Source organism: Xanthobacter sp. AM11, from assembly GCF_047444035.1.
Taxonomy (GTDB): Bacteria; Pseudomonadota; Alphaproteobacteria; order Rhizobiales; family Xanthobacteraceae; genus Xanthobacter.
This window is the reverse complement of the sequence record NZ_JBLAOA010000001.1, coordinates 1,575,245-1,597,580: the sequence shown is the minus strand read 5'-3', so window position 1 is coordinate 1,597,580 and position 22,336 is coordinate 1,575,245. Positions and strand designations below refer to the sequence as shown.

The 22,336-nt window shown below is 68.6% G+C and carries 23 protein-coding genes; 16 read left to right on the top strand and 7 right to left on the bottom strand.

Going from position 1 to position 22,336, the window contains the following annotated elements; all coding sequences use genetic code 11:
- Positions 1 to 53: 53 nt before the first annotated feature.
- Together ACI7BZ_RS07505 and ACI7BZ_RS07500 are read left to right on the top strand one after the other, a co-directional pair.
- Positions 54 to 566, top strand: coding sequence for a DUF721 domain-containing protein (locus ACI7BZ_RS07505; protein WP_414116530.1), 513 nt, complete (start codon positions 54 to 56; stop codon positions 564 to 566).
- 190 nt (positions 567 to 756) lie between these two features.
- Positions 757 to 1,416, top strand: coding sequence for a DsbA family protein (locus ACI7BZ_RS07500; RefSeq protein ID WP_414116529.1), 660 nt, complete (start codon positions 757 to 759; stop codon positions 1,414 to 1,416).
- Between the two features lie 90 nt (positions 1,417 to 1,506).
- Here ACI7BZ_RS07500 and ACI7BZ_RS07495 read toward each other — a convergent pair whose 3' ends face one another.
- A complete protein-coding gene (locus ACI7BZ_RS07495; RefSeq protein WP_414116528.1) occupies positions 1,507 to 1,914 on the bottom strand; it encodes a tautomerase family protein in 408 nt (135 codons plus the stop codon).
- Between the two features lie 101 nt (positions 1,915 to 2,015).
- Here ACI7BZ_RS07495 and ACI7BZ_RS07490 point away from each other — a divergent pair, with 101 nt between their 5' ends.
- Entirely contained in the window at positions 2,016 to 2,891 is an 876-nt protein-coding gene (locus ACI7BZ_RS07490) for a LysR substrate-binding domain-containing protein (protein ID WP_414116527.1), read from the top strand.
- 42 nt (positions 2,892 to 2,933) lie between these two features.
- Here the strand turns inward: ACI7BZ_RS07490 and ACI7BZ_RS07485 are convergent, their stop codons facing one another.
- Both ACI7BZ_RS07485 and ACI7BZ_RS07480 read right to left on the bottom strand, forming a co-directional pair.
- Positions 2,934 to 3,890 carry a DUF1775 domain-containing protein gene (locus ACI7BZ_RS07485; RefSeq protein ID WP_414116526.1) on the bottom strand — a complete coding sequence of 319 codons (957 nt, stop codon included), beginning with the start codon at positions 3,888 to 3,890 and terminating at the stop codon, positions 2,934 to 2,936.
- A gap of 40 nt (positions 3,891 to 3,930) precedes the next feature.
- Positions 3,931 to 4,299 (bottom strand): hypothetical protein, encoded by a 369-nt coding sequence (locus tag ACI7BZ_RS07480; RefSeq protein WP_414116525.1) that lies wholly within the window; start codon positions 4,297 to 4,299, stop codon positions 3,931 to 3,933.
- A gap of 143 nt (positions 4,300 to 4,442) precedes the next feature.
- Here ACI7BZ_RS07480 and ACI7BZ_RS07475 point away from each other — a divergent pair, with 143 nt between their 5' ends.
- Together ACI7BZ_RS07475 and ACI7BZ_RS07470 are read left to right on the top strand one after the other, a co-directional pair.
- Positions 4,443 to 4,940 carry a DUF6790 family protein gene (locus tag ACI7BZ_RS07475; protein ID WP_414116524.1) on the top strand — a complete coding sequence of 166 codons (498 nt, stop codon included), beginning with the start codon at positions 4,443 to 4,445 and terminating at the stop codon, positions 4,938 to 4,940.
- A 31-nt stretch (positions 4,941 to 4,971) separates the two neighbouring features.
- Entirely contained in the window at positions 4,972 to 6,321 is a 1,350-nt protein-coding gene (locus tag ACI7BZ_RS07470; RefSeq protein WP_414116523.1) for an ABC1 kinase family protein, read from the top strand.
- A gap of 34 nt (positions 6,322 to 6,355) precedes the next feature.
- Here ACI7BZ_RS07470 and ACI7BZ_RS07465 read toward each other — a convergent pair whose 3' ends face one another.
- Positions 6,356 to 7,069, bottom strand: coding sequence for a sulfate transporter family protein (locus tag ACI7BZ_RS07465; RefSeq protein WP_414116522.1), 714 nt, complete (start codon positions 7,067 to 7,069; stop codon positions 6,356 to 6,358).
- Between the two features lie 196 nt (positions 7,070 to 7,265).
- Between ACI7BZ_RS07465 and ACI7BZ_RS07460 the strand changes: the two genes are divergently transcribed.
- The 8 genes from ACI7BZ_RS07460 (at position 7,266) to ACI7BZ_RS07425 (ending at position 16,359) form a co-directional block, all read left to right on the top strand.
- The gene (locus ACI7BZ_RS07460) at positions 7,266 to 7,892 is read left to right on the top strand and encodes a TetR/AcrR family transcriptional regulator (protein WP_414116521.1); all 627 of its coding nucleotides are present in this window, start codon (positions 7,266 to 7,268) and stop codon (positions 7,890 to 7,892) included.
- Between the two features lie 5 nt (positions 7,893 to 7,897).
- Positions 7,898 to 9,211: an efflux RND transporter periplasmic adaptor subunit gene (locus ACI7BZ_RS07455; protein WP_414116520.1), complete on the top strand. Its 1,314-nt coding sequence runs from the start codon at positions 7,898 to 7,900 to the stop codon at positions 9,209 to 9,211.
- On the top strand, positions 9,211 to 12,360 hold the full coding sequence (locus ACI7BZ_RS07450) for an efflux RND transporter permease subunit (protein WP_414116519.1): 3,150 nt from the start codon (positions 9,211 to 9,213) through the stop codon (positions 12,358 to 12,360). Before ACI7BZ_RS07455 ends, ACI7BZ_RS07450 begins: the two co-directional genes overlap by 1 nt.
- A gap of 108 nt (positions 12,361 to 12,468) precedes the next feature.
- Positions 12,469 to 12,936 carry a nuclear transport factor 2 family protein gene (locus ACI7BZ_RS07445; protein ID WP_414116518.1) on the top strand — a complete coding sequence of 156 codons (468 nt, stop codon included), beginning with the start codon at positions 12,469 to 12,471 and terminating at the stop codon, positions 12,934 to 12,936.
- Positions 12,936 to 13,493 (top strand): LmrA/YxaF family transcription factor, encoded by a 558-nt coding sequence (locus ACI7BZ_RS07440; protein ID WP_414116517.1) that lies wholly within the window; start codon positions 12,936 to 12,938, stop codon positions 13,491 to 13,493. Before ACI7BZ_RS07445 ends, ACI7BZ_RS07440 begins: the two co-directional genes overlap by 1 nt.
- Positions 13,494 to 13,727: 234 nt before the next feature.
- Positions 13,728 to 14,837, top strand: coding sequence for a methionine ABC transporter ATP-binding protein (locus ACI7BZ_RS07435; RefSeq protein ID WP_414116516.1), 1,110 nt, complete (start codon positions 13,728 to 13,730; stop codon positions 14,835 to 14,837).
- Positions 14,830 to 15,516, top strand: a complete 687-nt coding sequence (locus ACI7BZ_RS07430; protein ID WP_414116515.1) for a methionine ABC transporter permease — start codon at positions 14,830 to 14,832, stop codon at positions 15,514 to 15,516. Before ACI7BZ_RS07435 ends, ACI7BZ_RS07430 begins: the two co-directional genes overlap by 8 nt.
- 42 nt (positions 15,517 to 15,558) lie before the next feature.
- Complete coding sequence (locus tag ACI7BZ_RS07425; RefSeq protein WP_414116514.1) at positions 15,559 to 16,359, top strand: MetQ/NlpA family ABC transporter substrate-binding protein; 801 nt, start codon at positions 15,559 to 15,561, stop codon at positions 16,357 to 16,359.
- A gap of 13 nt (positions 16,360 to 16,372) precedes the next feature.
- On the opposite strand, the gene tam is transcribed toward ACI7BZ_RS07425, so the two are convergent.
- Positions 16,373 to 17,149 (bottom strand): trans-aconitate 2-methyltransferase, encoded by a 777-nt coding sequence (gene tam, locus ACI7BZ_RS07420; RefSeq protein WP_414116513.1) that lies wholly within the window; start codon positions 17,147 to 17,149, stop codon positions 16,373 to 16,375.
- A 252-nt stretch (positions 17,150 to 17,401) separates the two neighbouring features.
- The gene (locus ACI7BZ_RS07415; RefSeq protein ID WP_414116512.1) at positions 17,402 to 18,436 is read right to left on the bottom strand and encodes a glutamine synthetase beta-grasp domain-containing protein; all 1,035 of its coding nucleotides are present in this window, start codon (positions 18,434 to 18,436) and stop codon (positions 17,402 to 17,404) included.
- 512 nt (positions 18,437 to 18,948) lie between these two features.
- Between ACI7BZ_RS07415 and ACI7BZ_RS07410 the strand changes: the two genes are divergently transcribed.
- The gene (locus ACI7BZ_RS07410; protein WP_414116511.1) at positions 18,949 to 19,146 is read left to right on the top strand and encodes a DUF2735 domain-containing protein; all 198 of its coding nucleotides are present in this window, start codon (positions 18,949 to 18,951) and stop codon (positions 19,144 to 19,146) included.
- Between the two features lie 121 nt (positions 19,147 to 19,267).
- A complete protein-coding gene (locus ACI7BZ_RS07405) occupies positions 19,268 to 19,582 on the top strand; it encodes a hypothetical protein (RefSeq protein WP_414116510.1) in 315 nt (104 codons plus the stop codon).
- A 357-nt stretch (positions 19,583 to 19,939) separates the two neighbouring features.
- Here the strand turns inward: ACI7BZ_RS07405 and ettA are convergent, their stop codons facing one another.
- A complete protein-coding gene (gene ettA / locus ACI7BZ_RS07400) occupies positions 19,940 to 21,595 on the bottom strand; it encodes an energy-dependent translational throttle protein EttA (RefSeq protein WP_414116509.1) in 1,656 nt (551 codons plus the stop codon).
- A 101-nt stretch (positions 21,596 to 21,696) separates the two neighbouring features.
- Here ettA and ACI7BZ_RS07395 point away from each other — a divergent pair, with 101 nt between their 5' ends.
- On the top strand, positions 21,697 to 22,182 hold the full coding sequence (locus tag ACI7BZ_RS07395; RefSeq protein WP_414116508.1) for a cupin domain-containing protein: 486 nt from the start codon (positions 21,697 to 21,699) through the stop codon (positions 22,180 to 22,182).
- Positions 22,183 to 22,336 lie beyond the last annotated feature (154 nt).

Sequence of the window (22,336 nt, the reverse complement as noted above, 5' to 3'; positions counted from 1 at the left end):
CAAGATGCCCGCCCCGCCTCTCCCCAGCGTCCCGTCCTGAGGCCGACCCGACCGTGAGCAGCAATCCGCGTCCCCTCAGGTCCCGCGGCCGCCCCGCCGGCCCCCGCCCCCTCGCCGATTTTGTCGCGCCGGGCATTGCCGACCTGTGCGGCAAGGCCGGCTTCTCGGTGGTGGAGGTGGTGACCCATTGGGACGAAATCGTCGGGCCGGACCTGGCGCCGCGTTCGCAGCCCCTCCGGCTGCAATGGCCGCGGGAGGACGGCGCCGCCGCCACCCTGGTGGTGCGGGTGGAGGGGGCCTATGCCATCGAGCTGCAATATGCGGCGCCGGTGGTGGTGGAGCGGGTGAATTCCTATTTCGGCTGGCGCTGCGTCGGCCGCCTCGCCCTGCGGCAGGGGCCGGTGCCGCAGCGCCATGCCCGCCCGCCGGTATCCCCGCCGCCGGACGACGCCAGCATCGCCCGCATCCGGGCCGAGATCGGCGGGTTCGAGGACGAGGCCCTCGCCGCCTCCCTGGCCCGGCTCGGCGCGCTGGTGCGGCGCGAGCGGGGGCCGGGGCGCACCTGACCGGACTGTGATGCGGCCTTGGTTTGCCGCCATGCCGACGACATGTTAGAGCGCCATGGATTGCCGCGGCGAGAGAGCGTGCGCCGCGGATTCTCGCACGCCTCACCGCATCGGATGTTCAACGGTTCCGGCAATGCGGCGCAACAGGCAGACGCCCGCGCGCGGTCCGCCGGACCTTTCGGAGACGGACATGATTCTCGATCGCCGCCGCTTCCTGGCCGGAGCAGCCTGTGTCGCCCTCGCCGCCGGGCTGGGAATGCCCTTCATGTCCGCGCCGGCTGCCGCGCAGAGCGTGGAGCAGGCCAAGCTGATGGCACCGGCCGCAAGCCCGCTGCCGGAGCGCTCCGTCGGCAGCGCGACGGCGCCCGTCACGGTGGTGGAATACGCCTCCATGACGTGCAGCCACTGCGCCACCTTCCACACCACCACCTTCCCCGAGCTGAAGAAGAAATACATCGACACGGGCAAGGTGCGATTCATCTTCCGGGAATTCCCGTTCGAGCCGGTGGCCACCGCCGCCTTCATGCTCGCGCGCTGCATGCCCGACGACAAGTATTTCCCCATGGTCTCGACCCTGTTCGAGACGCAGAAGACCTGGGCCTACAGCAACGATCCGGCCGCCGGGCTGCTGGCGGTGGCCAAGCAGGCGGGCATGAGCCAGGCCGATTTCGAAAAGTGCCTCACCGACAAGGCGCTGGCCGAGAAGGTGCAGGAAAGCGCGCTCTACGCCAACAAGGAGCTGGGCGTGAACGCAACGCCGTCCTTCTTCATCAACGGCAAGAAGCTCTCGGGCGCCCTCGGCATCGCCGAATGGGACAAGGAGCTGGAGCCGCTGCTCGCCGGCAAGTGATCGGACAAATGATCCGCGGATGAGGGGGCCCGGCGGTCCCCTCGTCTTGCTTTTCCGCTTTTCGCCCTGCCCTGCGCATGGCCGCCATGGTCAGGCCGCCTTCAGCTTGCGCTCCACATAGCGGCTTTCCTGGGTGCGCCCGCCATAGCCATAGGCATCGGCCTTCACCTCCCGCACCAGGATGTAGCTCTCCGGGTCGAGGTTCGGCAGCAGCCCGCTCATGGCGCTGAACACCGCCTCCAGATAGGCGGCCTTCTCGTCCTTGGTGTTGGTGCCATCCACCACCTGGATATCGAGGGAGAAGGACGCGCGCGCCCCGGACGCCAGCGCGGTGCCGCCCACGAACCATTGCGCGGCGGGAATGAAGGACACCGCCACCGCGGTCACCTTCGGGTCCTTGCGCAGGATGCGGGCGGTGAGTTCGCTGAGGGTGGCGGCGACGGTTTCGGCCAGCGCCGCATCGGGCGCCCCGGACAATTTCACATCGAGAAGGGGCATGACAACCTCCCGTTTCATGGGTGACGGGAGGGACCTTACGCCGCGAAATTTCATGAGAAAATTTGAATTCTAAAATTCCAGAAATTTGCTAATCTCATAAAATGATCCGCAATCTCGACCTCGACCTTCTGCGCAGCTTCGCCGCGGTGGCCGATCTCGGCTCTATTTCCGCGGCGGCGCGCAAGGTGGGGCGCAGCCAGTCTGCCGTGAGCCTGCAGATGGACCGCCTGGCGGAAGCCCTCGGCTTTGCGGTGCTGGAGCGCCGCGGCCGGGGCGTGGCGCCCACCGTGCGCGGCGGCGCCTTCCTGGAGGATGCCCGCCGCCTCCTGGACCTCAACGACCAGGTGCTGACGCAGCACGTGCACGGCGCCTTCGTCCAGCCGCTCCGCCTCGGCTTCGTGCAGGACGTGGGCGAGCCGGTGATGCAGCGCATCCTCTACCGCTTCGCGGCCAGCTTCCCGCAGGCACCCATCACCGTGCGCATCTGCAGCACCGTGACCATGCTGGACAAGCTGCGGGCGGAAGATCTCGACCTTGCGGTGGGCTTCCGTGCCGACACCGATCTGCCGGCCACCCTGCTGTTGCGCGAATCCATGGTCTGGATCGCCGCGCGCCAGCTGCGCCTCGACCGGGATGCGCCGGTGCCGCTGGTGCTGTTCGAAAATCCCTGCGTGTGCAGCACCGCGGCCATGTCCGCTCTCAACCTTGCGGGCCGGGCCTATCGCATCGCCTTCACCAGCCCCAGCCTGCCGGGGCTCATGGCGGCGGTGGGCGCGGGCATCGGCGTCACCGTGCGCTCGCCGCGGGCGCTGCGGCCCGACCTTGCCGTGGTGGCCGACCTCGAAAGCGCCGGCTTGCCGGACCTGGAATTCGTGCTCTACGGCCGCCCCGGCGCCCGCCCCCCGGCCCTGCAGAAGGCCGAGGAGATCCTGGTGGAGGAGTTGCGCCGCGAACACCCGCTCTATGCGGTGGCGTGACCCCGCGCGGGGCGCCGGCACAGGGGCCGGCGCCCCGGCGCCTCAATGCTGGTGGTGCCCGCTGGCAGCCGGAGCCGCATCGCCCGGCTTGGCGCCGATGCCGCGGACGGTGAACACCACATCCACCGTGCCGGCCTTCTCGAAGCGCAGCGTGCCGGACACCTTGTCCCCCTCCTTCAGGGGTTCCTTCAGGCCCATGAACATCACGTGGTAGCCGCCGGGGGCGAGGTCCACGCTCTTGCCGGGCGGAATTTCCAGCCCCTTCTCCAGCTCGCGCATGGTCATGACGCCGTTGGTCACCGCCATCTCGTGCACCTGCACCGAGCCGGAACGGGAGAAGGTGCCGCCGAGGAGCCGGTCGGCCGTGGCGCCGGTGTTGGTGATGCGCATGAAGCCGCCGGCCACCTTGGCCCCGCCGGGTGTGGCCCGGCTCCAGGGCCCCTCGATGCGCAGGTCACCTGCCGTCACCACGTCGCCGGCGGGGGCGGGAGCCGCTGCGGCCACCTTCAGGACAGGGGCCGGCGCGGCGAGCTTTTCGCCCGGGGCCGTCGCCACCTCCACCCAGCGATGTTCGCCCGTCTCGCAGCCCTGCACCACCGGCAGCGGCACGGCGCGCGCGCCGGCTTCGGCGGGCAGGTAGGCGACGAAGACGAACTCGTCATACATGGCGTCCGGCAGCGGGCCGCCGGTCCAGGCGATGGAGGTGACGCCGTCCTTCACCTCCCTGCCATGGAAAGCATAGGCGCGGGCATAGGGGCCGGTCTGGGTGGCCACGGTCCAGCCGGGCTTCGGCATGGGCTTCACCGACACCAGCCCCTCGGGGATGGTGACCGTGAGCGCGGTGGTGGGCGAGCCCTCGCAGCCGTGGCCGACCTTCAGGACCGCCTTGTAGAAGGCGCCGGCCTGGGCATCGGCCTTTTCGAGGGTGACATGGGCCTGGGCCGGCGAGATGCAGACGGCAGCGGCGAGCGCCGCGCCTGTGAACAGGAAACGTGACATGGGACTTCTCCAGATGCGTTGATCCGATGGAACAGGCGGGTCAAGCGCGGCGGGGAGGCCCGGTGGCGTCGAAGGGGGAAGCACACAGCCCGCCGGACGCCGCGGCGGCAGGGCATTCGAACCGCGCGACAAGGGCGGGAGCCTGCGGCGGCACGAACACGGCGCGGCCGGCCGCCAGCAGCGGCTGCGCCGTTCCCGCCCCGCAGCCGAGGATGCAGCACAGCCCGTCATGGCCGGCGCCCGCCGGCGCGCTCCCGGTGCCGCCGGCACACAGGGTGCCGGCCTGCGCGGCGACATGCGGCGCGGCATTGAGGCCCGCCACCGCTCCCCCCAGCACCGCCTGGGCGACGAGCAGGTAAGCCAAAGCGAGGCGGACAAGAACCGCCGACAGGAAACGGCGAGGAACCATGCCCCCCGCTTAAGGCGCGCGGACGCACAGGGCAAGAGGCGAACCGGACCGCCCACCCGCTGCGGGAGCGGCCTTCCGCCGCCGCGACGCATCTGTCATCGTGCCCCGCTCGCAGGTCAGCCAGCCACGATGGGGGGCGGTGGATGGTCTTCTGGGTCCCGATCCTTGCTTATGCCGCCGTCCTCGTCGGCACCGCGGCCGGTCTTCTCATCCACCGCGCGCCGGGCCCGCCGCGGCACGCCGCCCATCTGCTGCTGCGCTATGTGAACCTCTTCCCCGTGGGCCTCATGGGCCTGTGGGCGGCCCTCGGGCACATCGCCTTCCCGGCCCAGTCGGCCGCGGCCATCGGCTGGGCGCCCAGCCCGTTCCAGACCGAGGTGGGCGCCGCCAATCTCGGCCTCGGCCTCGCCGGCACACTCGCCGCCTTTTATGCCAGCTGGGGCTTCCGGGCGGCGGTGGCGGTGATGACCGCGGGCTTCCTGGGCGGCGCGGCCCTCACCCATGTGTTCCAGATTGCGCAAACCGGCAACCATGCCGCAGGCAATGCCGGCCCCATCCTCTATACAGACGTGCTGACGCCGCTTTTGCTCGTCATCCTGCTTGCCTTGACCTTCCGATCCGACCGGGGCGCCCGCACGTAGCATCCAGGACGGACCTGCGCCCGGGATCACCATGGCCGACGACGAGAGAAACCGCTTTTCCGCCCGTGCCGCGCGCTATGCCCGTGTGGGCGCCAATGTGGGCGGGGTGGCCGCGCGCATCGCCGGCAGCCGGCTGATGGGCATCGACCGGGGCGCCGGCAACGCGGCCGCCCTCGCCTCGGCCCTGGGCGGGCTCAAGGGGCCGCTGATGAAGGTGGCCCAGCTGATGGCCACCATTCCCGACGTGCTGCCCCCCGAATATGCGGCGGAACTCCAGAAGCTCCAGTGCGATGCGCCGCCCATGGGCTGGGCCTTCGTGCGCCGCCGCATGATGGCCGAGCTCGGCCGCGACTGGGAGGCGCGCTTCGCCAGCTTCGAGCACAAGCCCTCGGCCGCGGCCTCCCTCGGGCAGGTGCACAAGGCCGTGACCCTCGACGGGGAGACGGTGGCCTGCAAGCTGCAATATCCCGACATGCAGGCGGCCGTGGAGGCCGACCTTGCCCAGCTCGACATCCTCTTCTCCCTCCATCGCCGCATGGATGGCGCCATCGACACCCGGGAGATCGCCCGCGAGATCGGCGAGCGGGTGCGCGAGGAGCTGGATTATCGCCGGGAGGCCTGCCATGCCGCCCTCTATGCGCACATGCTGGGGCAGGAACCCCGGGTGCGGGTGCCGAGCGTGCGCGCCGACCTCTCCACCGGCCGGCTGCTGACGATGCAATGGCTGGAGGGCGAGCGGCTTTTGCGCTTCACCGAGCACGGGCTCGACGAGCGCAACGCCATCGCGCAGGCCATGTTCGCCGCCTGGTGGCTGCCCTTCAGCCATTTCGGGGTGATCCATGGCGATCCCCACCTCGGCAACTACACGGTCTTCACCGCCGACGACGGCCGCCCCGCCGGCATCAACCTCCTGGACTACGGCTGCATCCGCATCTTCCCGCCGCGTTTCGTGGCCGGGGTGGTGGATCTTTATCGCGGCCTGATGTCCGGCGACGACGCCCGGGTGGTCCATGCTTACGAGACCTGGGGCTTCAAGGGGCTGAAGCGCGAGCTGATCGACGTTCTGAACATCTGGGCGGGCTTCATCTACGGCCCGCTGATGGATGACCGGGTGCGCACCATCGCCGACGGGGTGGCGCCCGGCCAGTATGGGCGCAAGGAGGCCTTCCAGGTCCACACCGCCCTGAAGGAACTGGGGCCGGTGACGGTGCCGCGCGAGTTCGTCTTCATGGACCGGGCCGCCATCGGCCTCGGCGCCGTGTTCCTGCACCTCAAGGCGGAGCTGAACTTCAACCGCCTGTTCGAGGATGCCATCGCCGATTTCGACGCGCACCTCGTGGCCGAGCGCCAGTCCGGGGCGCTGGCCCGCGCGGGCCTTTAAAGCCGGATCGGCGCATTCGCCGGGCCCGGGACGCTCAGACCGCCCGGCCCTCGATCATCGCTGCCCCGTCGCCGGCCGGGCGGTCCGGCAGGGGGGCGAGCCGACGATGGAAATGCACCATGAAGGCGGTGCCGAACACCGGCATGATGAGATTGAGGATCGGCACCAGCAGCACCGGCGAGATGAGCAGCCCGGCAAGGAAGATGCTGACCGCATGGGTCTGCCGCAGCTGCCGCGCCTCCTGCGGGGTGCGATAGCGCATGGCCGCCAGCTCGAAATATTCCCGGCTGATCAGATAGGCATTGGCCACGTAGAAGATGATGAGGTTGACCCCCGGCACCAGCAGCAGAAGCAGAGCCGTCAGGTTCACCAGCAGCACCACGCCGAAGAAGCGCAGCGAATAGAACACCGCGCGCACCACCGGCTGGGGCTGGCCCCGCGGATCGTCCGGGTAGCTTGCCGCCTCGACCCGCTCCGCCACGTCGTCGAGGAACAGGCCGGCCACCAGGGAGGACACCGCCGGCATCAGGTAGAAGATGCCGAAGACGAGCCCCAGCCCGGTCACCACGGCCAGCGTGGTCTCGACCCAGGGATAGGAGGGCACGTCCACATAATGGGCGAGCGCCGCCTCCAGGGCGACCGCCAGCGCCAGCAGCAGCAGCAGCCCGAGGGCCATGGATTTCAGGAGCACGCCGCGCAGCAGCGGCGAAAAGGTCTGGCGAAGGGCGTCGATGGCAGCGGCGAACATGGCACCGTCCGGTTTGGGGCGTGGGCGAGAGGTAGGACGTCCGCCCGCCGGGCTCAAGGCCCCGGCCCCCCGCCGCCCCCGGGGACGCTGCGCGCCGTGCGGCGCGGCGACGCGAATGAACGTTCGTTCTTGTCCGACGGCAGGACCCATGCTAGACGCGAACGAACATTCGCTCGCACATCGGCAGCCCGACCCCATGAAGACAGCGCACGCCACGCCGGACCCCGGCACGAGGCCCGCTTCCGCCGCGCGCGAGCGCATCCTGTCCGCCGCCATGGCCTGTTTTGCCCGGGATGGCTTCCACGGCGCCTCCATGCAGAAGATCTGCGCCGAAGCGGGCATGAGCCCCGGCGCCCTCTACCGTTATTTCCCCTCCAAGGAATCCCTCATCGCCGCCATCGTCGAGGGCGAGCGGGCGCTGCGGCTCGAGCTCTTCGACACCATCGCCAATGCCCCTTCGGTGCTGACCGCCCTGATGGACTGCCTGAAGCTGATGCTGGGAGAGAACGCACCGCAGACAGCGCAGCTCGGCCCCGAGATCATGGCCGAGGCCATCCGCAATGCCGGCTTGCGCGCCGCCATCGAACCGTCCGAGGACGAATGCCGCATCGACCTGCGCGCGGCGCTGGAGAACGCCGTGTCCAAAAGGGAGATCGACCCGGCTCTCGACCTCGACACCGTGGCGATGATGCTCCAGATGATCGGCGACGGCCTCCTGCTGCACCACCAGCTGCATCCCGAATGGAAGGTGGCAGAGCACCTGCCGGCCCTCCAGGCCCTGGTGGTCCGCATGCTGGCGCCGCGCCCCGAACCACAGGCGTGACATCCATGCAACGCTTCCTGCCCGTCTGCGTCCTGCGCATGTTGCGTCACGGGAATGCCGTGGTCGTCAACCACTTTCGCGCGCCAATCCGCCTTGAGGTTTCCGCCCAGATGCCCGCCCCCGCCCGCCTCGCGCCCCGTTCCGCTCTTGCCGCCCTCCTCGCTGCGGCGGTTGCGGTCACTGTCCCTGCCGGCGTGGCATCCGCCGCGGAGCCGGCTCAGGCGCCGCCGGCGCTGGCCGTCAGCGTGGTGCAGCCGAAGCCGGAGACCCTCGCCGACACCCTGCTCGTCACCGGATCGCTGAAGCCGCGGGAGGAGATCGAGGTGGGGCCGGAAATCGAGGGCTACCGCCTCATCGAGATCCTGGTGGAGGCCGGCGACCGGGTGGAGAAGGGGCAGATTCTGGCCCGCCTCTCCCGCGAGGTGCTGGAGACGCAGCTTGCCCAGAATACCGCGTCGGCGGCCAAGGCGCGGGCCGCCATCGCCCAGCAGCGCGCGGCCCTCGACCAGGCCATCGCCCAGGAAATCGAGGCCACGGCCGCCGTGGAGCGCACCCGCCAGCTGCGCAAGACCGGAACCTCCTCCCAGGAGCAGCTGGACGAGCGCGAGCGCGCCGTGAAGGTGGCCAGCGCCCAGGTGGCCGCCGCCCGCGAGACGCTGGTGGCCGCAGAGGCGGAATCCGTGTTCGTGAAGGCCCAGCGCGACGAGATCGACGTGAGGCTGAAGCGCACCGACGTGCGCGCCCCCGCTGCCGGCCTCATCCTGTCCCGCGACGCACGGCTTGGCGCCATCGCCTTGTCCACCCGCGCCGCGCCGCTGTTCCGCATCGCCGAGGGCGGGGCCGTGGACCTTGAGGCCGAGGTACCGGAAAATGCCATGCCCCGCATGCGGGAGGGCCTTGTCGCGCAGGTGCAGCCCGCCGGCTTCGATGCGCCGGTGGACGGCCGGGTCCGCCTTGTCTCGGCGGAGGTGGATGCCGCCACCCGCCTCGGCAAGGTGAAGATCGCCCTTGCCGACGATGCCCGCCTGAAGCCCGGTACCTACGGCCGCGCCGTCGTCAGCCTCGGCACGGTGAAGGGGCTGAGCGTGCCGCAATCCGCGGTGATGTTCGACCAGGACGGCGCCCTCGTGCTGGTGGTGCGGGACGGCGTGGTGGCCGAGCGCCGCGTCGTGCCGTCGCTGAAGAAGAACGGCCGGGTGCTGGTGGCGGAAGGGCTCGCCGCGGACGATGCCGTGGTGGCGCGCGCCGGCAGCTTCCTGCGCGACGGCGACCGGGTCACCCCCGTGTCCACCCCCCTCTCCGTTGGCGAGGCGCGCTGATGGCTCTCAATGTTTCCGCCTGGGCCATCCGCTCGCCCGTCCCCTCCCTCGTCTTCTTCTTCATCCTGGTGGCGCTCGGCGTCGTGCATTTCCGCTCGCTGCCGGTGACGCAGATGCCGAACATCGACGTGCCCATCGTCATGGTCACCGTGACGCAGACCGGGGCGGCGCCGAGCGAGCTGGAAACGCAGGTGACGAAGAAGGTGGAGAACGCCATCGCCGGCATTTCCGGCGTGAAGCACATCACCTCCTCCATCTCCGAGGGCGCCAGCATCACCACCGTGGAATTCCACCTGGAGACCCTGGTGGACCGCGCGGTGAACGACACCCGCGACGCGGTGACCAAGATCCGCACCGACCTGCCCCGCTCCATCGACGAGCCGCAGATCCAGCGCGTGGACATCGAAGGCCTGCCCATCGTCACCTATGCGGTGTCGGCGCCGGGCATGAGCACCGAGGAGCTGTCCTGGTTCGTGGACGACACCCTCGCCCGCGCCCTCCAGGGCGTGCGCGGCGTGGCGCAGGTGAAGCGGGAAGGCGGCGTGGACCGCGAGATCCGCATCGCCCTCGATCCCGACCGGCTGATGGCGCTGGGCATCACCGCCGCGGAGGTGAGCCGGCAGCTCAGGGCCACCAACATGGATGTGTCCGGCGGGCGCGGCGAGGTGGGCACGCAGGAGCAGTCCATTCGCACCCTGGCCGGCGCGCCGACCGTGGAAGCCCTGGCGGAAACCCGCATCGCCCTTTCCAACGGTCGCTCCGTGCGCCTGGGCGACCTCGGCCGGGTGATCGACGGCGCGGCCGAGCAGCGCGTGTTCGCCCGCCTCGACGGCAAGAGCGTGGTGGCCTTCGGCGTGTACCGCGCCAAGGGCTTTTCGGACGTCACCGTCTACGACCGGGTAGGCGAGGCACTGAAGACCCTGGCCGCCGCCCATCCCGACGTGTCCATCACCGAGATCGACACCACGGTCCGATACACCAAGTCGGACTATCAGTCGGCCATGCACACCCTGATCGAGGGCGCCATCCTCGCCGTCATCGTGGTGTTCCTGTTCCTGCGCGACCTGCGGGCGACCCTTATCACCGCCCTTGCCATCCCGCTCTCCATCCTGCCCACCTTCTGGGTGATGGACATGCTGGGATTCTCGCTCAATGCGGTGAGCCTTCTCGCCATCACCCTCGTCACCGGCATCCTGGTGGATGATGCCATCGTCGAGATCGAAAACATCGTGCGCCACATGCGCATGGGTAAGTCGCCCTATCGCGCGGCCATCGAGGCGGCGGACGAGATCGGCCTGGCGGTGGTGGCCACCACCCTCACCATTGCCGCGGTGTTTGCGCCGGTGTCCTTCATGGGCGGCATTGCCGGCCAGTATTTCAAGCAGTTCGGGCTCACGGTGGCCATTGCCGTGCTGTTCTCGCTGGCGGTCGCACGGCTGATCACGCCGCTGGTTGCCGCCTATTTCCTGCGCGACACCGGCCACCGGGAAAGCGGCGACGGGCGGGTGATGCGCACCTATGTGCAGTTGCTCGGCTGGTCGGTGCGTCACCGCCTCGCCACCATCGCCATGGGCATCGGCATTTTTGCCGGCACCATCTTCCTGTCCACCCTGCTTCCCTCCGGCTTCCTGCCGGTGAACGACATCTCCCGCTCCCTGCTCTCCGTGGAGCTGCCGCCGGGATCGACCCTTGCGGAAACACAGAAGGTGGCGGACGAGATCACCCGCATGGTGCTGCAGCGCCCGGACGTGCGCAGCGTCTACGCCACGGCAGGCTCCGGCGGATCGGGCGGGCTGGCGCTGGCCGCGGGCGAGATCCGCAAAGCGCAGATCGTCCTGAACCTGGCGCCGCGCTCGGAACGGGAGATGGACCAGAAGACCATCGAAACCGACATCTCGAAAACGCTGTCGCAGATGCCGGACATCCGTTTCACCTGGAGCGGCGACGGGCGCAACGCACAGCGCGGCTTCCAGGTGGTGCTCTCGGGCAACGATGGGGCGGCGGTGGAGAAGGCGGCGGTGGCGCTGGAAAAGCAGATCCGCGCCGAGCTTCCCGGCGAATTGTCCAACGTGGTGTCCTCGGCCGCCCTCGACCGGCCGGAAATCCGCATCGTCCCGAAGCTGGACGAGGCGGCGGAGCTGGGCGTCTCGGTGGACACCATCGCCGAGACGGTGCGCATCGCCACCATCGGCGACATTTCCGCCAACCTCGCCAAATTCTCCGCCAAGGACCGGCAGATCGACATCCGCGTTCAGCTGGACGAGAAGGCGCGGACCGATCTGTCCACCTTCGATGCGCTGAAGGTGCCCACCGCCGGCGGCACGGCGGTGCCGCTCTCGGCGGTGGCGGACGTGCGCTTCGGCAAGGGCCCCACCGCCCTCGACCGCTACGACCGGGCCCGGCGTATCGCGGTGGAGGCCGACCTTGTGGGCACCACGCCGCTGGGCGATGCCCTGGCCCATGTGAAGGCCCTGCCGGTGGCGCAGAACCTGCCCGCGGGCGTGACGCTGAAGGAGGCGGGCGACGCGGAGATCATGGAGGAGGTGAACACCGGCTTCGCCATGGCCATGGGCGCCGGCCTCATGCTGGTGCTGGCGGTGCTGGTGCTGCTGTTCCACGACCTGCTGCAGCCCATCACCATCCTCGTGTCGCTGCCGCTGAGCGTGGGCGGCGCCTTCATCGCTCTGCTCATCACCGGCAACTCGGTTTCCATGCCGGTGATCATCGGCTTCCTCATGCTCATGGGCATCGTCACCAAGAACGCCATCCTGCTGGTGGACTTCGCCATCGAGGCCATCAAGCAGGGGACGGACCGCACCACCGCCCTCATCGAGGCCGGGCGCAAGCGGGCGCAGCCCATCGTGATGACCACCATCGCCATGGTGGCGGGCATGGTGCCCTCGGCGATGGCGCTGGGCGACGGCGGCTCCTTCCGCGCGCCCATGGCCATTGCCGTCATCGGCGGGCTGGTCACCTCCACCGTTCTGTCGCTGGTGTTCGTGCCGGCCGTTTTCACGGTGATGGACGACCTGAGCCACCTGCTGGTGCGCATCTTCGGCCGCTTCATCGGCAGCCGGGACGAGCACACCGGACATGGCCACAGCACGCCCTCCGGCCCCGCGTCCTCCCTGCCCCGCGCTGCCGAATAGGCTGCGCGCCCATAGCGGCCGGCGCCCTCCCGCGGCGGTGGCGGCTTGACTTGCGCCCCTTTATGTACCAATCAGTACAATGTTTACTGATTGGTACAGGAGAGACCCATGTCGCAACGCCCCCCGCTTCCGCCCTTCACGGTGGAGACCGCCATGCAGAAGGTCCGCTTGGCCGAAGATGGCTGGAACACCCGCGACCCCGAGCGGGTCTCGCTGGCCTACACGCCGGAAAGCCGCTGGCGGAACCGCTCGGATTTTCTTGTAGGACGCCCGGCCATCGTCGCCTTTCTCGCCGCCAAGTGGCAGAAGGAGCGCGATTATCGTCTCATCAAGGAGCTCTGGGGCCTCAATGCCAACCGCATCGCCGTCCGCTTCCAGTATGAATGGCACGATGCGGATGGCGCCTGGTTCCGCTCCTACGGCAACGAGCAGTGGGAGTTCGACGAGAACGGCCTGATGCGCCGGCGGGAAGCCTCCATCAATGACGTGGCGATCGCCGAGGCGGACCGCAAATTCTTCTGGCCCCTGGGCCCCCGCCCGGCCGATCATCCGGGCCTCGAAGAACTGGGGATGTGATGGCAAGAACGGTGACGGAGCGGGCAGACATTCTGCCCGCTCTCGGCGAAGTGTTCCGCGAGCACGGGTTCGAGGGGGCGAGCCTGGCCCACATCACGGCCCGCACGGGCCTCGGCAAGGGCAGCCTCTATCACTTCTTCCCCGGCGGGAAGGAGGAGATGGCGCAGGCCGTGCTGGCCGAGATCGACGGCTGGTTCGAACTGCACGTCTTCACCCCGTTGCGCAGCAGCGCCGACCCGGGCGCCGCAGTGCGGGACATGCTGGCGCAGGTGGACGCCTATTTCCGGTCCGGCCGGCGCGTCTGCCTCGTCGGCGCCTTTGCGCTGGGCGATGTGCGGGACCGGTTCGCCCGGCAGGTGCAGGGCTATTTCGCCCGCTGGCGCGATGCCCTGGCGGCCGCGCTGCGAGAGGCGGGATGTGCTGCGCCCGTAGCGCAGGAGAAAGCGGAGGACGCGGTTCTCGCCATCCAGGGCGCCCTGGTCCTCGCCCGGGCCCTGGACGACGGCGCCGTCTTCACCCGCACCCTCGCTCGCCTGGAACGCCGCCTTCTGGACTGAAAAAGGCCGCGGCGGCGCACCCGCGGGCCTTCGGGCAAGGGACATTCCCGCCCCCTTGACTTGTTCTATAAAAAGAACGATACGTTTGCGCACCACCCCTCCTGACTTCCGGTCTTCACCATGACGATGTGTCGCTGAATCCAGCTTGATCGAGGCGCTGCCGGCCACCGGCCCCGCGCATCTCATCCGTTTCATAGACCATCCATGTTCTGGCATAGCGAACGATCGCAGCCGATGGAGCCAACGGTGAACACCCCCCTCCCCCTCCCGGCCGAGCCCGCCCAGGGACCCGCCGCCCGCCCCGCCATCATCCGCTTCGAGGCCGTGGCGAAAAGCTATCCGGCACGGCGGGGGCAGGCGCCGGTGCCGGCTTTGGCCGACATCTCCCTCGATGTGCCGGAAGGCGCCATCCTCGGCGTCATCGGCCGGTCCGGCGCCGGCAAGTCCACGCTGATCCGCCTCGTCAACGGGCTGGAGAAGCCGACCTCCGGGCAGGTGATGGTGGACGGGGTGGACATCGGCGCCCTCGGCGCCGCCGACCTGCGGGACGCCCGCCGCTCCATCGGCATGATCTTCCAGCATTTCAACCTGCTGGCCCGCCGCACCGCATTCCAGAATGTGGCCCTGCCGCTGGAGATCGCCGGCCTTCCCGCCCGCGAGATCAAGACCCGGGTGGAGCCGCTTCTGGAGCTGGTGGGCCTCGCCGACAAGCGCGACCGCTATCCCGCCGAACTCTCCGGCGGGCAGAAGCAGCGCGTGGGCATTGCGCGGGCGCTGGCCACCCGCCCGCGCGTGCTGCTTTCCGACGAGGCCACCTCGGCCCTCGACCCGGAAACCACCAACCAGATCCTCGCCCTGCTGCGCAAGGTGAATGCCGAGCTCAACCTCACGGTGCTGCTGATCACTCATGAAATGGCGGTGATCAAGGCGGTGGCGGACCGGGTGGCGGTGATCGAGGGCGGGCGCATCGTGGAGGAGGGGGCGACCTACACCGTCTTCGCCCGCCCGCAGCATGCCACCACCCGCTCCTTCCTCTCCGCCCTCACCGGCCAGAGCCTGCCGCCGCAGGTGGCCGACCGGCTGCGGCCGGAGCCGGAACCAGGGTGCGCGGCGGTGATCCGCATCGTCTTCACCGGCGCCCACGCCACCGATCCCGTGCTCTCGCGGGTGTCGCGGCTGCTGTCGGTGGATCTCAACATCCTGCAGGCCCAGGTGGACGACATCTCCGGGAAACCCTTTGGCGTCATTGTCGTTTCCGCCCCGGGCGATGCCCCGACCCTGGCCGCCGTGACCAGTGCCGTGGCGCGGCTGGGCCTCTCGGCAGAGGTGCTCGGCTATGTTTGATCCCTCCTTCGGCCTGCTCTCCCCCGCCATCGTGGACCTCATCGTCGAGGCCACCCGGCAGACCCTGTTCATGGTGGCGGTGGCGGGGGTGATCGGCACCCTCGTCGGCCTGCCGCTGGGGGTTTTCCTGGCCACCAGCCGGACGGGAGAACTCCTGTCCGCTCCATGGCTTAACGCCGTTCTCGGCCTGCTGGTGAACGCCGCCCGCTCCACCCCCTTCATCATCCTGGTGGTGGCCATCATCCCCTTCACCCGGCTGGTGGCGGGGACCTCCATCGGCACCCAGGCGGCCATCGTGCCGCTGACGGTGGCCGCCGCGCCGTTCATCGCGCGCCTCATAGAGGCGGCGATCCGTGAGGTAGATCAAGGACTTGTTGAGGCTGCCCGGGCCATGGGGGCAAGCCCGCTGCAGATCGTCGCCAAGGTGCTGCTGCCCGAGGCGCTGCCGGCCATCACCCTTGCGCTGACCCTGGCGGCGGTATCGCTCATCGGCTACTCGGCCATGGTGGGGGCGGTGGGCGGCGGGGGCCTGGGCGACCTCGGAATCCGCTTTGGATATCAACGCTTCATGCCGGAAGTGATGGCGGCCGTGGTGCTGGTGCTGATCCTTTTGGTGCAGGCGGTGCAGAGCCTCGGCGACCTCCTGGCCCGGCGTCTCGACAAGCGCAGCCGCGGCTGACCTTCAACACCCTCCACCCCTTCCGCTTCAAGGAGACCTGCCATGAAGACCCACGCCTTGAGGCTGGCGCTCGCCGCCGCCCTCGCCGCCGCCCTTGCCGCCGCCCTGCCGGGCGCTTTGGCCGCCGAGACCATCAAGGTCGCCGTCACCCCCGGCCCGCACGCCCAGATCATGGAGGAGGTGAAGGCGCTGGCGGCAAAAAACGGCCTTGATATCAAGGTGATCGAGTTTTCCGATTATGTGGTGCCCAACGCCGCCCTCGCCTCCGGCGAGATCGAGGCCAATTCGTTCCAGCACCGGCCCTATCTGGACAACCAGGTGGCGGACCGGGGCTACAAGCTCTCGGCCGTGGCCTACACCGTGAATTTTCCCATCGGCATCTATTCGAAGACGTTCAAGAGCTTCGCCGAAATTCCCGCCGGCGCGACGATCGCTATACCGAACGATCCCACCAATGGCGGACGCGTGCTGCTCCTGCTCGCCGACAAGGGCATCATCAAGCTGCGCGACGGGGTGGGGGTGAAGGCCTCGGTGGTGGACGTGGTGGCCAACCCGAAGAAGCTCAAGTTCGTGGAGATCGACGCCGCCCAGTTGCCCCGCTCCCTGCCGGACGTGGCGGCGGCGGGCATCAACACCAATTATGCCAAGGAAGCCGGCCTCGACCCGGTGAAGGACCCCATTTTGCGCGAGGACCCCAAGGGGCCTTATGTGAACGTCATCGCCATTCGCACTGCAGACGTGGACAAGCCCTGGGTGAAGACGCTGGTGGAAACCTACAATTCCCCGCAGGTGAAGGCCTTCATCCTCGACACCTTCAAGGGGGCGGTGCTGCCCGGCTGGTGAGGCTGCGCGCGCCTCACTTCTTCACCGCCACCATGAACAGGCGGGGAAAGGCCAGCAGCACCTTGCCCCCTGCCCGCTCGGGATAGGAGGGGGCGAGCCGCGCCGCATAGTCTTCCAGGAAGGCCACCCGCTCGTCCCCTTCCAGCGGCTCGATGAAGGGGCGCAGGCCGGTGCCCTTCAGCCATTCCACGATGGCGCCGACCCCATCGAGCGGGTGGTTGTAGATGGTGTGCCAGATGTCCACCCGCGTCGCATAAGGCACCAGCATGTCGTAATAGACCCCCGGGGGCGGCAGCACGGTGCGGGCGCGGGAGGCCTCGTCCAGCCGGTCGGCCCAGGGGCCGGCCATGGCGGTTTCGCGCATGGCGGTGTGGGAAGGCTCCTCCAGATTGTCGGGCATCTGCACCGCCAGCACGCCGCCGGGGGCCAGCAGGCCCATGAGGCGCGGCAGCAGCGCCGCGTGGTCGGGCACCCATTGCAGCACGGCATTGGCGAAGATGAGGTCGGCCGGCGCGTCCAGGGCAAGGGTGCCGGCATCCGCCAGGGCGAAGCGCGCGTTCGGCAGGCGGGCGCGGGCGGCCTCCAGCATGGCGGGGGAGGTGTCCAGCCCCATGAGCCGGGCGCCGGGAAAGCGTTCCGCCAGAAGCTGGGTGGAGTTGCCGGGGCCGCAGCCGAGATCCACCACGAAGGCGGCATCGGCCAGCGGCACCTGGGCCAGGAGATCCCGCGCGGGGCGGGTCCGCTCGTCCTCGAACTTCAGATATTGGCGGGCATTCCAGTCGGCGGGCATCGGCAACGGTCCCCGGGGCGGCGATGGGCGAATCCTATACCAGCCGCAGGCGCGGCGCACCGGCCGCGGGGGGCGGCACGCGGGCGGACGGCGGGATCGTCCAGGCATGGCGGGGGGCGAGACGGGAGGCGCGGGGCGGACGGCAGGCGGCACGACCGGCACGACCGGCACGGGGCCAGGGCAGGCAAACAGGCAGGCGGGCTGCAAGGGCAGACGCCACGGCGCGCAGCGGTGCGCCGTGGCGTCGTCTGGTCAGGCGGCGGCCGAGACGTCGGTCGGCACGGAGGCGATGGTCTTCAGGATCTGGGAGGCGATCTGGTAGGGGTCGCCCATGGAATTGGGGCGGCGATCCTCAAGATAGCCCTTGTAATCGTTCTTGACGAAGGAGTGGGGCACGCGGATGGACGCGCCACGATCCGCCACGCCATAGGAGAACTTGTTCCACGGCGCGGTTTCATGCTTGCCGGTGAGGCGCATGTGGTTGTCGGGGCCATAGACGGCGATGTGGTCGTCGAGGTTGGCCTCGAACGCCGCCATCAGCGCCTCGAAATAGGCCTTGCCGCCCACTTCGCGCATGTAGGAGGTGGAGAAATTGGCGTGCATGCCGGAGCCGTTCCAGTCGGTGTCGCCCAGCGGCTTGCAGTGGAACTCGATGTCCACGCCATACTTCTCGGTCAGGCGCAGAAGCAGGTAGCGGGCCATCCACACTTCGTCGGCGGCCTTCTTGGAGCCCTTGCCGAACACCTGGAATTCCCACTGGCCCTTCGCGACTTCCGCGTTGATGCCCTCGTGGTTGATGCCGGCGGCGAGGCACAGGTCGAGGTGTTCCTCGACGATCTGGCGGGCGACATCGCCCACGTTCTTGAAGCCGACGCCGGTGTAATACGGGCCCTGCGGCGCGGGATAGCCGGCCTCGGGGAAGCCGAGGGGGCGGCCGTTCTTGTAGAAGAAGTATTCCTGCTCGAAGCCGAACCAGGCGCCGGCGTCATCCAGGATGGTGGCGCGCTTGTTGGTGGGGTGCGGGGTGACGCCATCGGGCATCATCACTTCGCACATCACCAGGGCGCCGTTGGCGCGGGCCGGGTCGGGATAGATGGCGACCGGCTTCAGCACGCAATCCGAGCTGCGGCCCTCGGCCTGCATGGTCGAAGACCCGTCGAAGCCCCACAGCGGCAGCTCCTCAAGGCTCGGGAACACGTCATATTCCTTGATCTGCGTCTTGCCACGCAGGTTGGGAACCGGCGTATAGCCGTCAAGCCAGATATACTCGAGTTTGAACTTTGGCATTGCTCTCTCTCATAAGCCGATGACGTGAGGTTTTGGTACTCGTGATTGAGCGCCCGGCCGCAAAGAACCCCCCGGCCCCGCTTGGACCGTAGGTGGCTTTGCATTTTGCGTGCCAAACCCCAAGCCCCCGCGCCACCATGGGCCGCGCGCCGCGCCGCCGGCCCTTCTGCCCAGCTTGGCGGCACCTTTCGGCCCTCAGCTTGGGCGGCGCGACTAGTTCATGAGCAGCCCCATCGGCTTGCGCCCCGCCGCGCGCGGCTTTGGCGGCCCGGATGGAACAAATCGGCAGCAGGAGCGATGGATTCGCAGGCGCTCGCTGCGTTGCGAAAGACGCGATGACGCTATGCACCCAGCGCGTAAATAAAGCTGCGCTCTGGTGCAAATTTATAAGTGCATAAAAATTGAGCATACAACTAATTTTTTAGGCATTAGATGTATTGTGCTTATCTATTTTCTGCTATGAACGTTGCAATGGATGGTGCCTTGGAGGCTCATCGGACGGAGTCTGAGCAATGACGCAGCAGCTGAAGCGCGAGACAGCGAAAATCTATACGTTCCCGGTGAAGGGTGGCGCGAATAGCGCCATGCTCAGCAACGAGGCGAAATTCGCGGCCGAACTGGCGGCCATGGGTGCCGCCCGGGCCGAGATGGGATCGAGCTGGTATCACGAGGAAGCCGTGAAGCGCGGCGACCGCCCCGTCCGCAGCTGATCGCGCCATCGCCCTTCCCGCGGGTGTGCTGCGCAAGGCGCCGCGCCCGCGGGCCGGCCCCGCCATGGACCGCTTCTTGCTACGTCCTTCCCGGATGGAACAGCGGGTAGGAAACGCGACAATGGCGCTGGATCTCAAGGGTGCGTGGACCGATGCGGACCTCGCGATGCTCATCGGCTCGGTGGTGGACGACCGCGACTGGCGGCTGGAAGTGAGCGCGGACGGCATCGCCTCCCTCGCCGACAAGTCCGCCAACCCCACCGGCGCCGACTATGACGAAGGCCTGCACTGCTTCTTCGAAACCTGGATGGCCGGCACCGACTTCGTCGGCCCCTCGGCGGCGGGCGACAAGACCCTGGTAGGCAAGATCGCCGGCGCCCTGCGCGCCAACTACCCGGCCCGCAAGGGCGACCGGTTCATCTATATCGAACTGTGAGCGGGCGCGGAGCCCGCCACCGCAACGTCCCGCACAGAGCCTGGAATGCCGGCCGATACCGAGTGCCGGATGGACCTGGACGCGTGGACCTGGACGCGTGGACCTGGACGCGTGGACCTGGACGCTCAGCGCGAACCGAAGGCCGCCTCACGGCGCCGCAGTGGGGCTGTCTTTCGCTGACGCCGTGCTGCGCGATCAGGACCGCAAGGCGATGATCGCCGCAGCCCGTGAGCCCCGGCAAGCCACATGCATATTCAGGCCGCCCATCGGGAATACGGCGCAGACGACGCGCAGCTGACCCCAGGTATTCGGAAGGTGTGCAGCCAAAGCTGAACACCTTCCCCTCCCACCTGTGACCTACCGCGAAAACTTCTTGTACTGAATCCGCTTCGGGATCACCGAATCCGTCCCCAGCCGGCGCTTCTTGTCTTCCTCATAGTCCGCGAAGTTGCCCTCGAACCATTCCACGTGGCTGTCGCCCTCGAAGGCCAGCATGTGGGTGGCGATGCGGTCCAGGAAGAAGCGGTCGTGGGAGATGATGACGGCGCAGCCGGCGTAGTCCTCCAGCGCCTCTTCAAGCGCGCGCAGGGTGTCCACGTCGAGGTCGTTGGTGGGCTCGTCCAGCAGCAGCACGTTGCCGCCGCGCTGCAGCACCTTGGCGAGGTGGACGCGGTTGCGCTCGCCGCCGGAGAGCATGCCCACCTTCTTCTGCTGGTCGCCGCCCTTGAAGTTGAAGGCCGCGCAATAGGCGCGCGAGGGGATTTCCTTCTTGCCGACGTAGATCACCTCGTTGCCGTCGGAGATTTCCTCCCACACGGTCTTCTTGTCGTCCAGCGCGTCGCGGCTCTGGTCCACATAGCCGAGCTTGACCGAATCGCCCACGGAGATGGTGCCGCCGTCCGGCTTCTCCTGGCCCGTGATCATGCGGAACAAGGTGGTCTTGCCCGCGCCGTTCGGCCCGATGACGCCCACGATGCCGCCGGGCGGCAGCTTGAAGGAGAGGTCGTCGATGAGCATCTTGTCGCCGAACGACTTGCTCAGATGGTCGAAGGCGATGACGTTCTGCCCCAGCCGCTCGGCCACGGGAATGACGATCTGGGTGGCGGAGGGCTGGCGCTCCGAGGCCCGCTGCAGCAGGTCCTCATAGCGCTGGATGCGGGCCTTGTTCTTGGCCTGGCGGGCCTTCGGGGAGGCGCCGATCCATTCCTGCTCGCGGGCGAGCGCGCGCTGGCGGGCCTCGTCCTCGCGGCCTTCCTGCTGCAGGCGCTTCTGCTTCTGGCCGAGCCAGGAGGAATAATTGCCCTCATAGGGAATGCCCCGGCCGCGATCCAGCTCCAGGATCCAGCCGGTCACATTGTCCAGGAAGTAGCGGTCGTGGGTGACGATGAGGATGGCGCCGGGATAGGTGCGCAGGTGCCCTTCCAGCCAGTTCACCGTCTCGGCGTCCAGATGGTTGGTGGGCTCGTCCAGCAGCAGCAGTTCCGGCTGCTCCAAGAGCAGGCGGCACAGGGCCACGCGGCGGCGCTCGCCGCCGGAGAGGCGGGTCACCTCCCAGTCGTCGGGCGGGCAGCCGAGGGCATTCATCGCCTGCTCCACCTTGCTGTCGAGATCCCACAGGCCCTGGGCCTCGATCTCGTCCTGGAGCTGGGTCATCTCGTCCGCGGTCTCGTCCGAGTAGTTCATGGCGAGTTCGTTGTACCGCTCCAGGATGGCCTTCTGCTTGGCCACCCCGTCCTCCACGTTCTGGCGCACATTCTTGGTGGGGTCGAGCGCCGGCTCCTGGGGCAGGTAGCCCACGCGCACGCCATCGGCCGGGCGGGCCTCGCCGGTGAAGTCCTTGTCGATGCCGGCCATGATGCGCAGCAAGGTGGACTTGCCGGCGCCGTTGTTGCCGAGCACGCCGATCTTGGCGTCCGGGTAGAAGGAGAGGTGCACGTTGTCGAGCACCTTCTTGCCGCCGGCATAGGTCTTGGTCATGCCGTGCATGTGGTAGGCGTACTGATAGGGGGCCATGGGCCGCCGTCTCCTGAAAAGGGGTGCGCTTGAGTTGGCGCCGTTCTAGCGTTGCGGGCGAAGCGCGGCAAGCAGAGCCGCACCGCACCAGGAGGCGCGCCATGGACGATGACCGCTCGCACCACCCCCACCCGGCGCCGGACTGGCGCACCCACGGCGTGAAGGTGATCCCCGGCGACAGCCTCGATCCCAACACCGCCCAGACCCCGGGCATGAACCGCGCCGCCGCCATCACCGCCGCCCGCGCCGGCGCGCAGAAGATCTGGGCCGGCACGGTGCACATCCACCCCGATGCCAAGACCGGCGCCCACCACCACGGCGACCTGGAAAGCATCATCTATGTGGTGAAGGGCCGGGCGCGCATGCGCTGGGGCGAGAGCCTCGAATTTGTGGCGGAGGCCGGGCCCGGCGACTTCATCTTCGTGCCGCCCTTCGTGCCCCACCAGGAGATCAACGCCTCGGCCGACGAGACGCTGGAATGCGTGCTGGTGCGCTCCGGCCAGGACCCGGTGGTGGTGAACCTCGACATCGCGCCGGTGGAGAAGCCGGAAGCGGTGAAGTGGATCGACCCCATCCACACCGCCTGAGCCGGGCGGGCTGAACCCGCGCAGCGCCCAAGGTGCGCAGAACCCTTGCGCGCAGGGGAAAGCCCCTCTAGAGCCGGATCGCTCAGGTTGTTTCAACCCGGGCCGTCCGGTTGCGGCCGGGATGCGCCGAAGGCCGCCGCAGGGCGCCGCATGT

Bases quoted from the DNA above. Each gene is read 5' to 3' on its own strand.
- ACI7BZ_RS07475 (WP_414116524.1), top strand. From the start codon at position 4,443: ATGGTCTTCTGGGTCCCGATCCTTGCTTATGCCGCCGTCCTCGTCGGC.
- ACI7BZ_RS07480 (WP_414116525.1), bottom strand. From the start codon at position 4,299: ATGGTTCCTCGCCGTTTCCTGTCGGCGGTTCTTGTCCGCCTCGCTTTG.
- ACI7BZ_RS07445 (WP_414116518.1), top strand. From the start codon at position 12,469: ATGTCGCAACGCCCCCCGCTTCCGCCCTTCACGGTGGAGACCGCCATG.
- ACI7BZ_RS07455 (WP_414116520.1), top strand. From the start codon at position 7,898: ATGCAACGCTTCCTGCCCGTCTGCGTCCTGCGCATGTTGCGTCACGGG.
- ettA (WP_414116509.1), bottom strand. From the start codon at position 21,595: ATGGCCCCCTATCAGTACGCCTACCACATGCACGGCATGACCAAGACC.
- ACI7BZ_RS07425 (WP_414116514.1), top strand. From the start codon at position 15,559: ATGAAGACCCACGCCTTGAGGCTGGCGCTCGCCGCCGCCCTCGCCGCC.
- ACI7BZ_RS07415 (WP_414116512.1), bottom strand. From the start codon at position 18,436: ATGCCAAAGTTCAAACTCGAGTATATCTGGCTTGACGGCTATACGCCG.
- ACI7BZ_RS07460 (WP_414116521.1), top strand. From the start codon at position 7,266: ATGAAGACAGCGCACGCCACGCCGGACCCCGGCACGAGGCCCGCTTCC.
- ACI7BZ_RS07395 (WP_414116508.1), top strand. From the start codon at position 21,697: ATGGACGATGACCGCTCGCACCACCCCCACCCGGCGCCGGACTGGCGC.
- ACI7BZ_RS07490 (WP_414116527.1), top strand. From the start codon at position 2,016: ATGATCCGCAATCTCGACCTCGACCTTCTGCGCAGCTTCGCCGCGGTG.
- ACI7BZ_RS07485 (WP_414116526.1), bottom strand. From the start codon at position 3,890: ATGTCACGTTTCCTGTTCACAGGCGCGGCGCTCGCCGCTGCCGTCTGC.
- ACI7BZ_RS07440 (WP_414116517.1), top strand. From the start codon at position 12,936: ATGGCAAGAACGGTGACGGAGCGGGCAGACATTCTGCCCGCTCTCGGC.
- ACI7BZ_RS07500 (WP_414116529.1), top strand. From the start codon at position 757: ATGATTCTCGATCGCCGCCGCTTCCTGGCCGGAGCAGCCTGTGTCGCC.
- ACI7BZ_RS07450 (WP_414116519.1), top strand. From the start codon at position 9,211: ATGGCTCTCAATGTTTCCGCCTGGGCCATCCGCTCGCCCGTCCCCTCC.
- ACI7BZ_RS07410 (WP_414116511.1), top strand. From the start codon at position 18,949: ATGACGCAGCAGCTGAAGCGCGAGACAGCGAAAATCTATACGTTCCCG.
- ACI7BZ_RS07430 (WP_414116515.1), top strand. From the start codon at position 14,830: ATGTTTGATCCCTCCTTCGGCCTGCTCTCCCCCGCCATCGTGGACCTC.
- ACI7BZ_RS07435 (WP_414116516.1), top strand. From the start codon at position 13,728: ATGGAGCCAACGGTGAACACCCCCCTCCCCCTCCCGGCCGAGCCCGCC.
- ACI7BZ_RS07470 (WP_414116523.1), top strand. From the start codon at position 4,972: ATGGCCGACGACGAGAGAAACCGCTTTTCCGCCCGTGCCGCGCGCTAT.
- ACI7BZ_RS07465 (WP_414116522.1), bottom strand. From the start codon at position 7,069: ATGTTCGCCGCTGCCATCGACGCCCTTCGCCAGACCTTTTCGCCGCTG.
- ACI7BZ_RS07405 (WP_414116510.1), top strand. From the start codon at position 19,268: ATGGCGCTGGATCTCAAGGGTGCGTGGACCGATGCGGACCTCGCGATG.
- ACI7BZ_RS07495 (WP_414116528.1), bottom strand. From the start codon at position 1,914: ATGCCCCTTCTCGATGTGAAATTGTCCGGGGCGCCCGATGCGGCGCTG.
- tam (WP_414116513.1), bottom strand. From the start codon at position 17,149: ATGCCCGCCGACTGGAATGCCCGCCAATATCTGAAGTTCGAGGACGAG.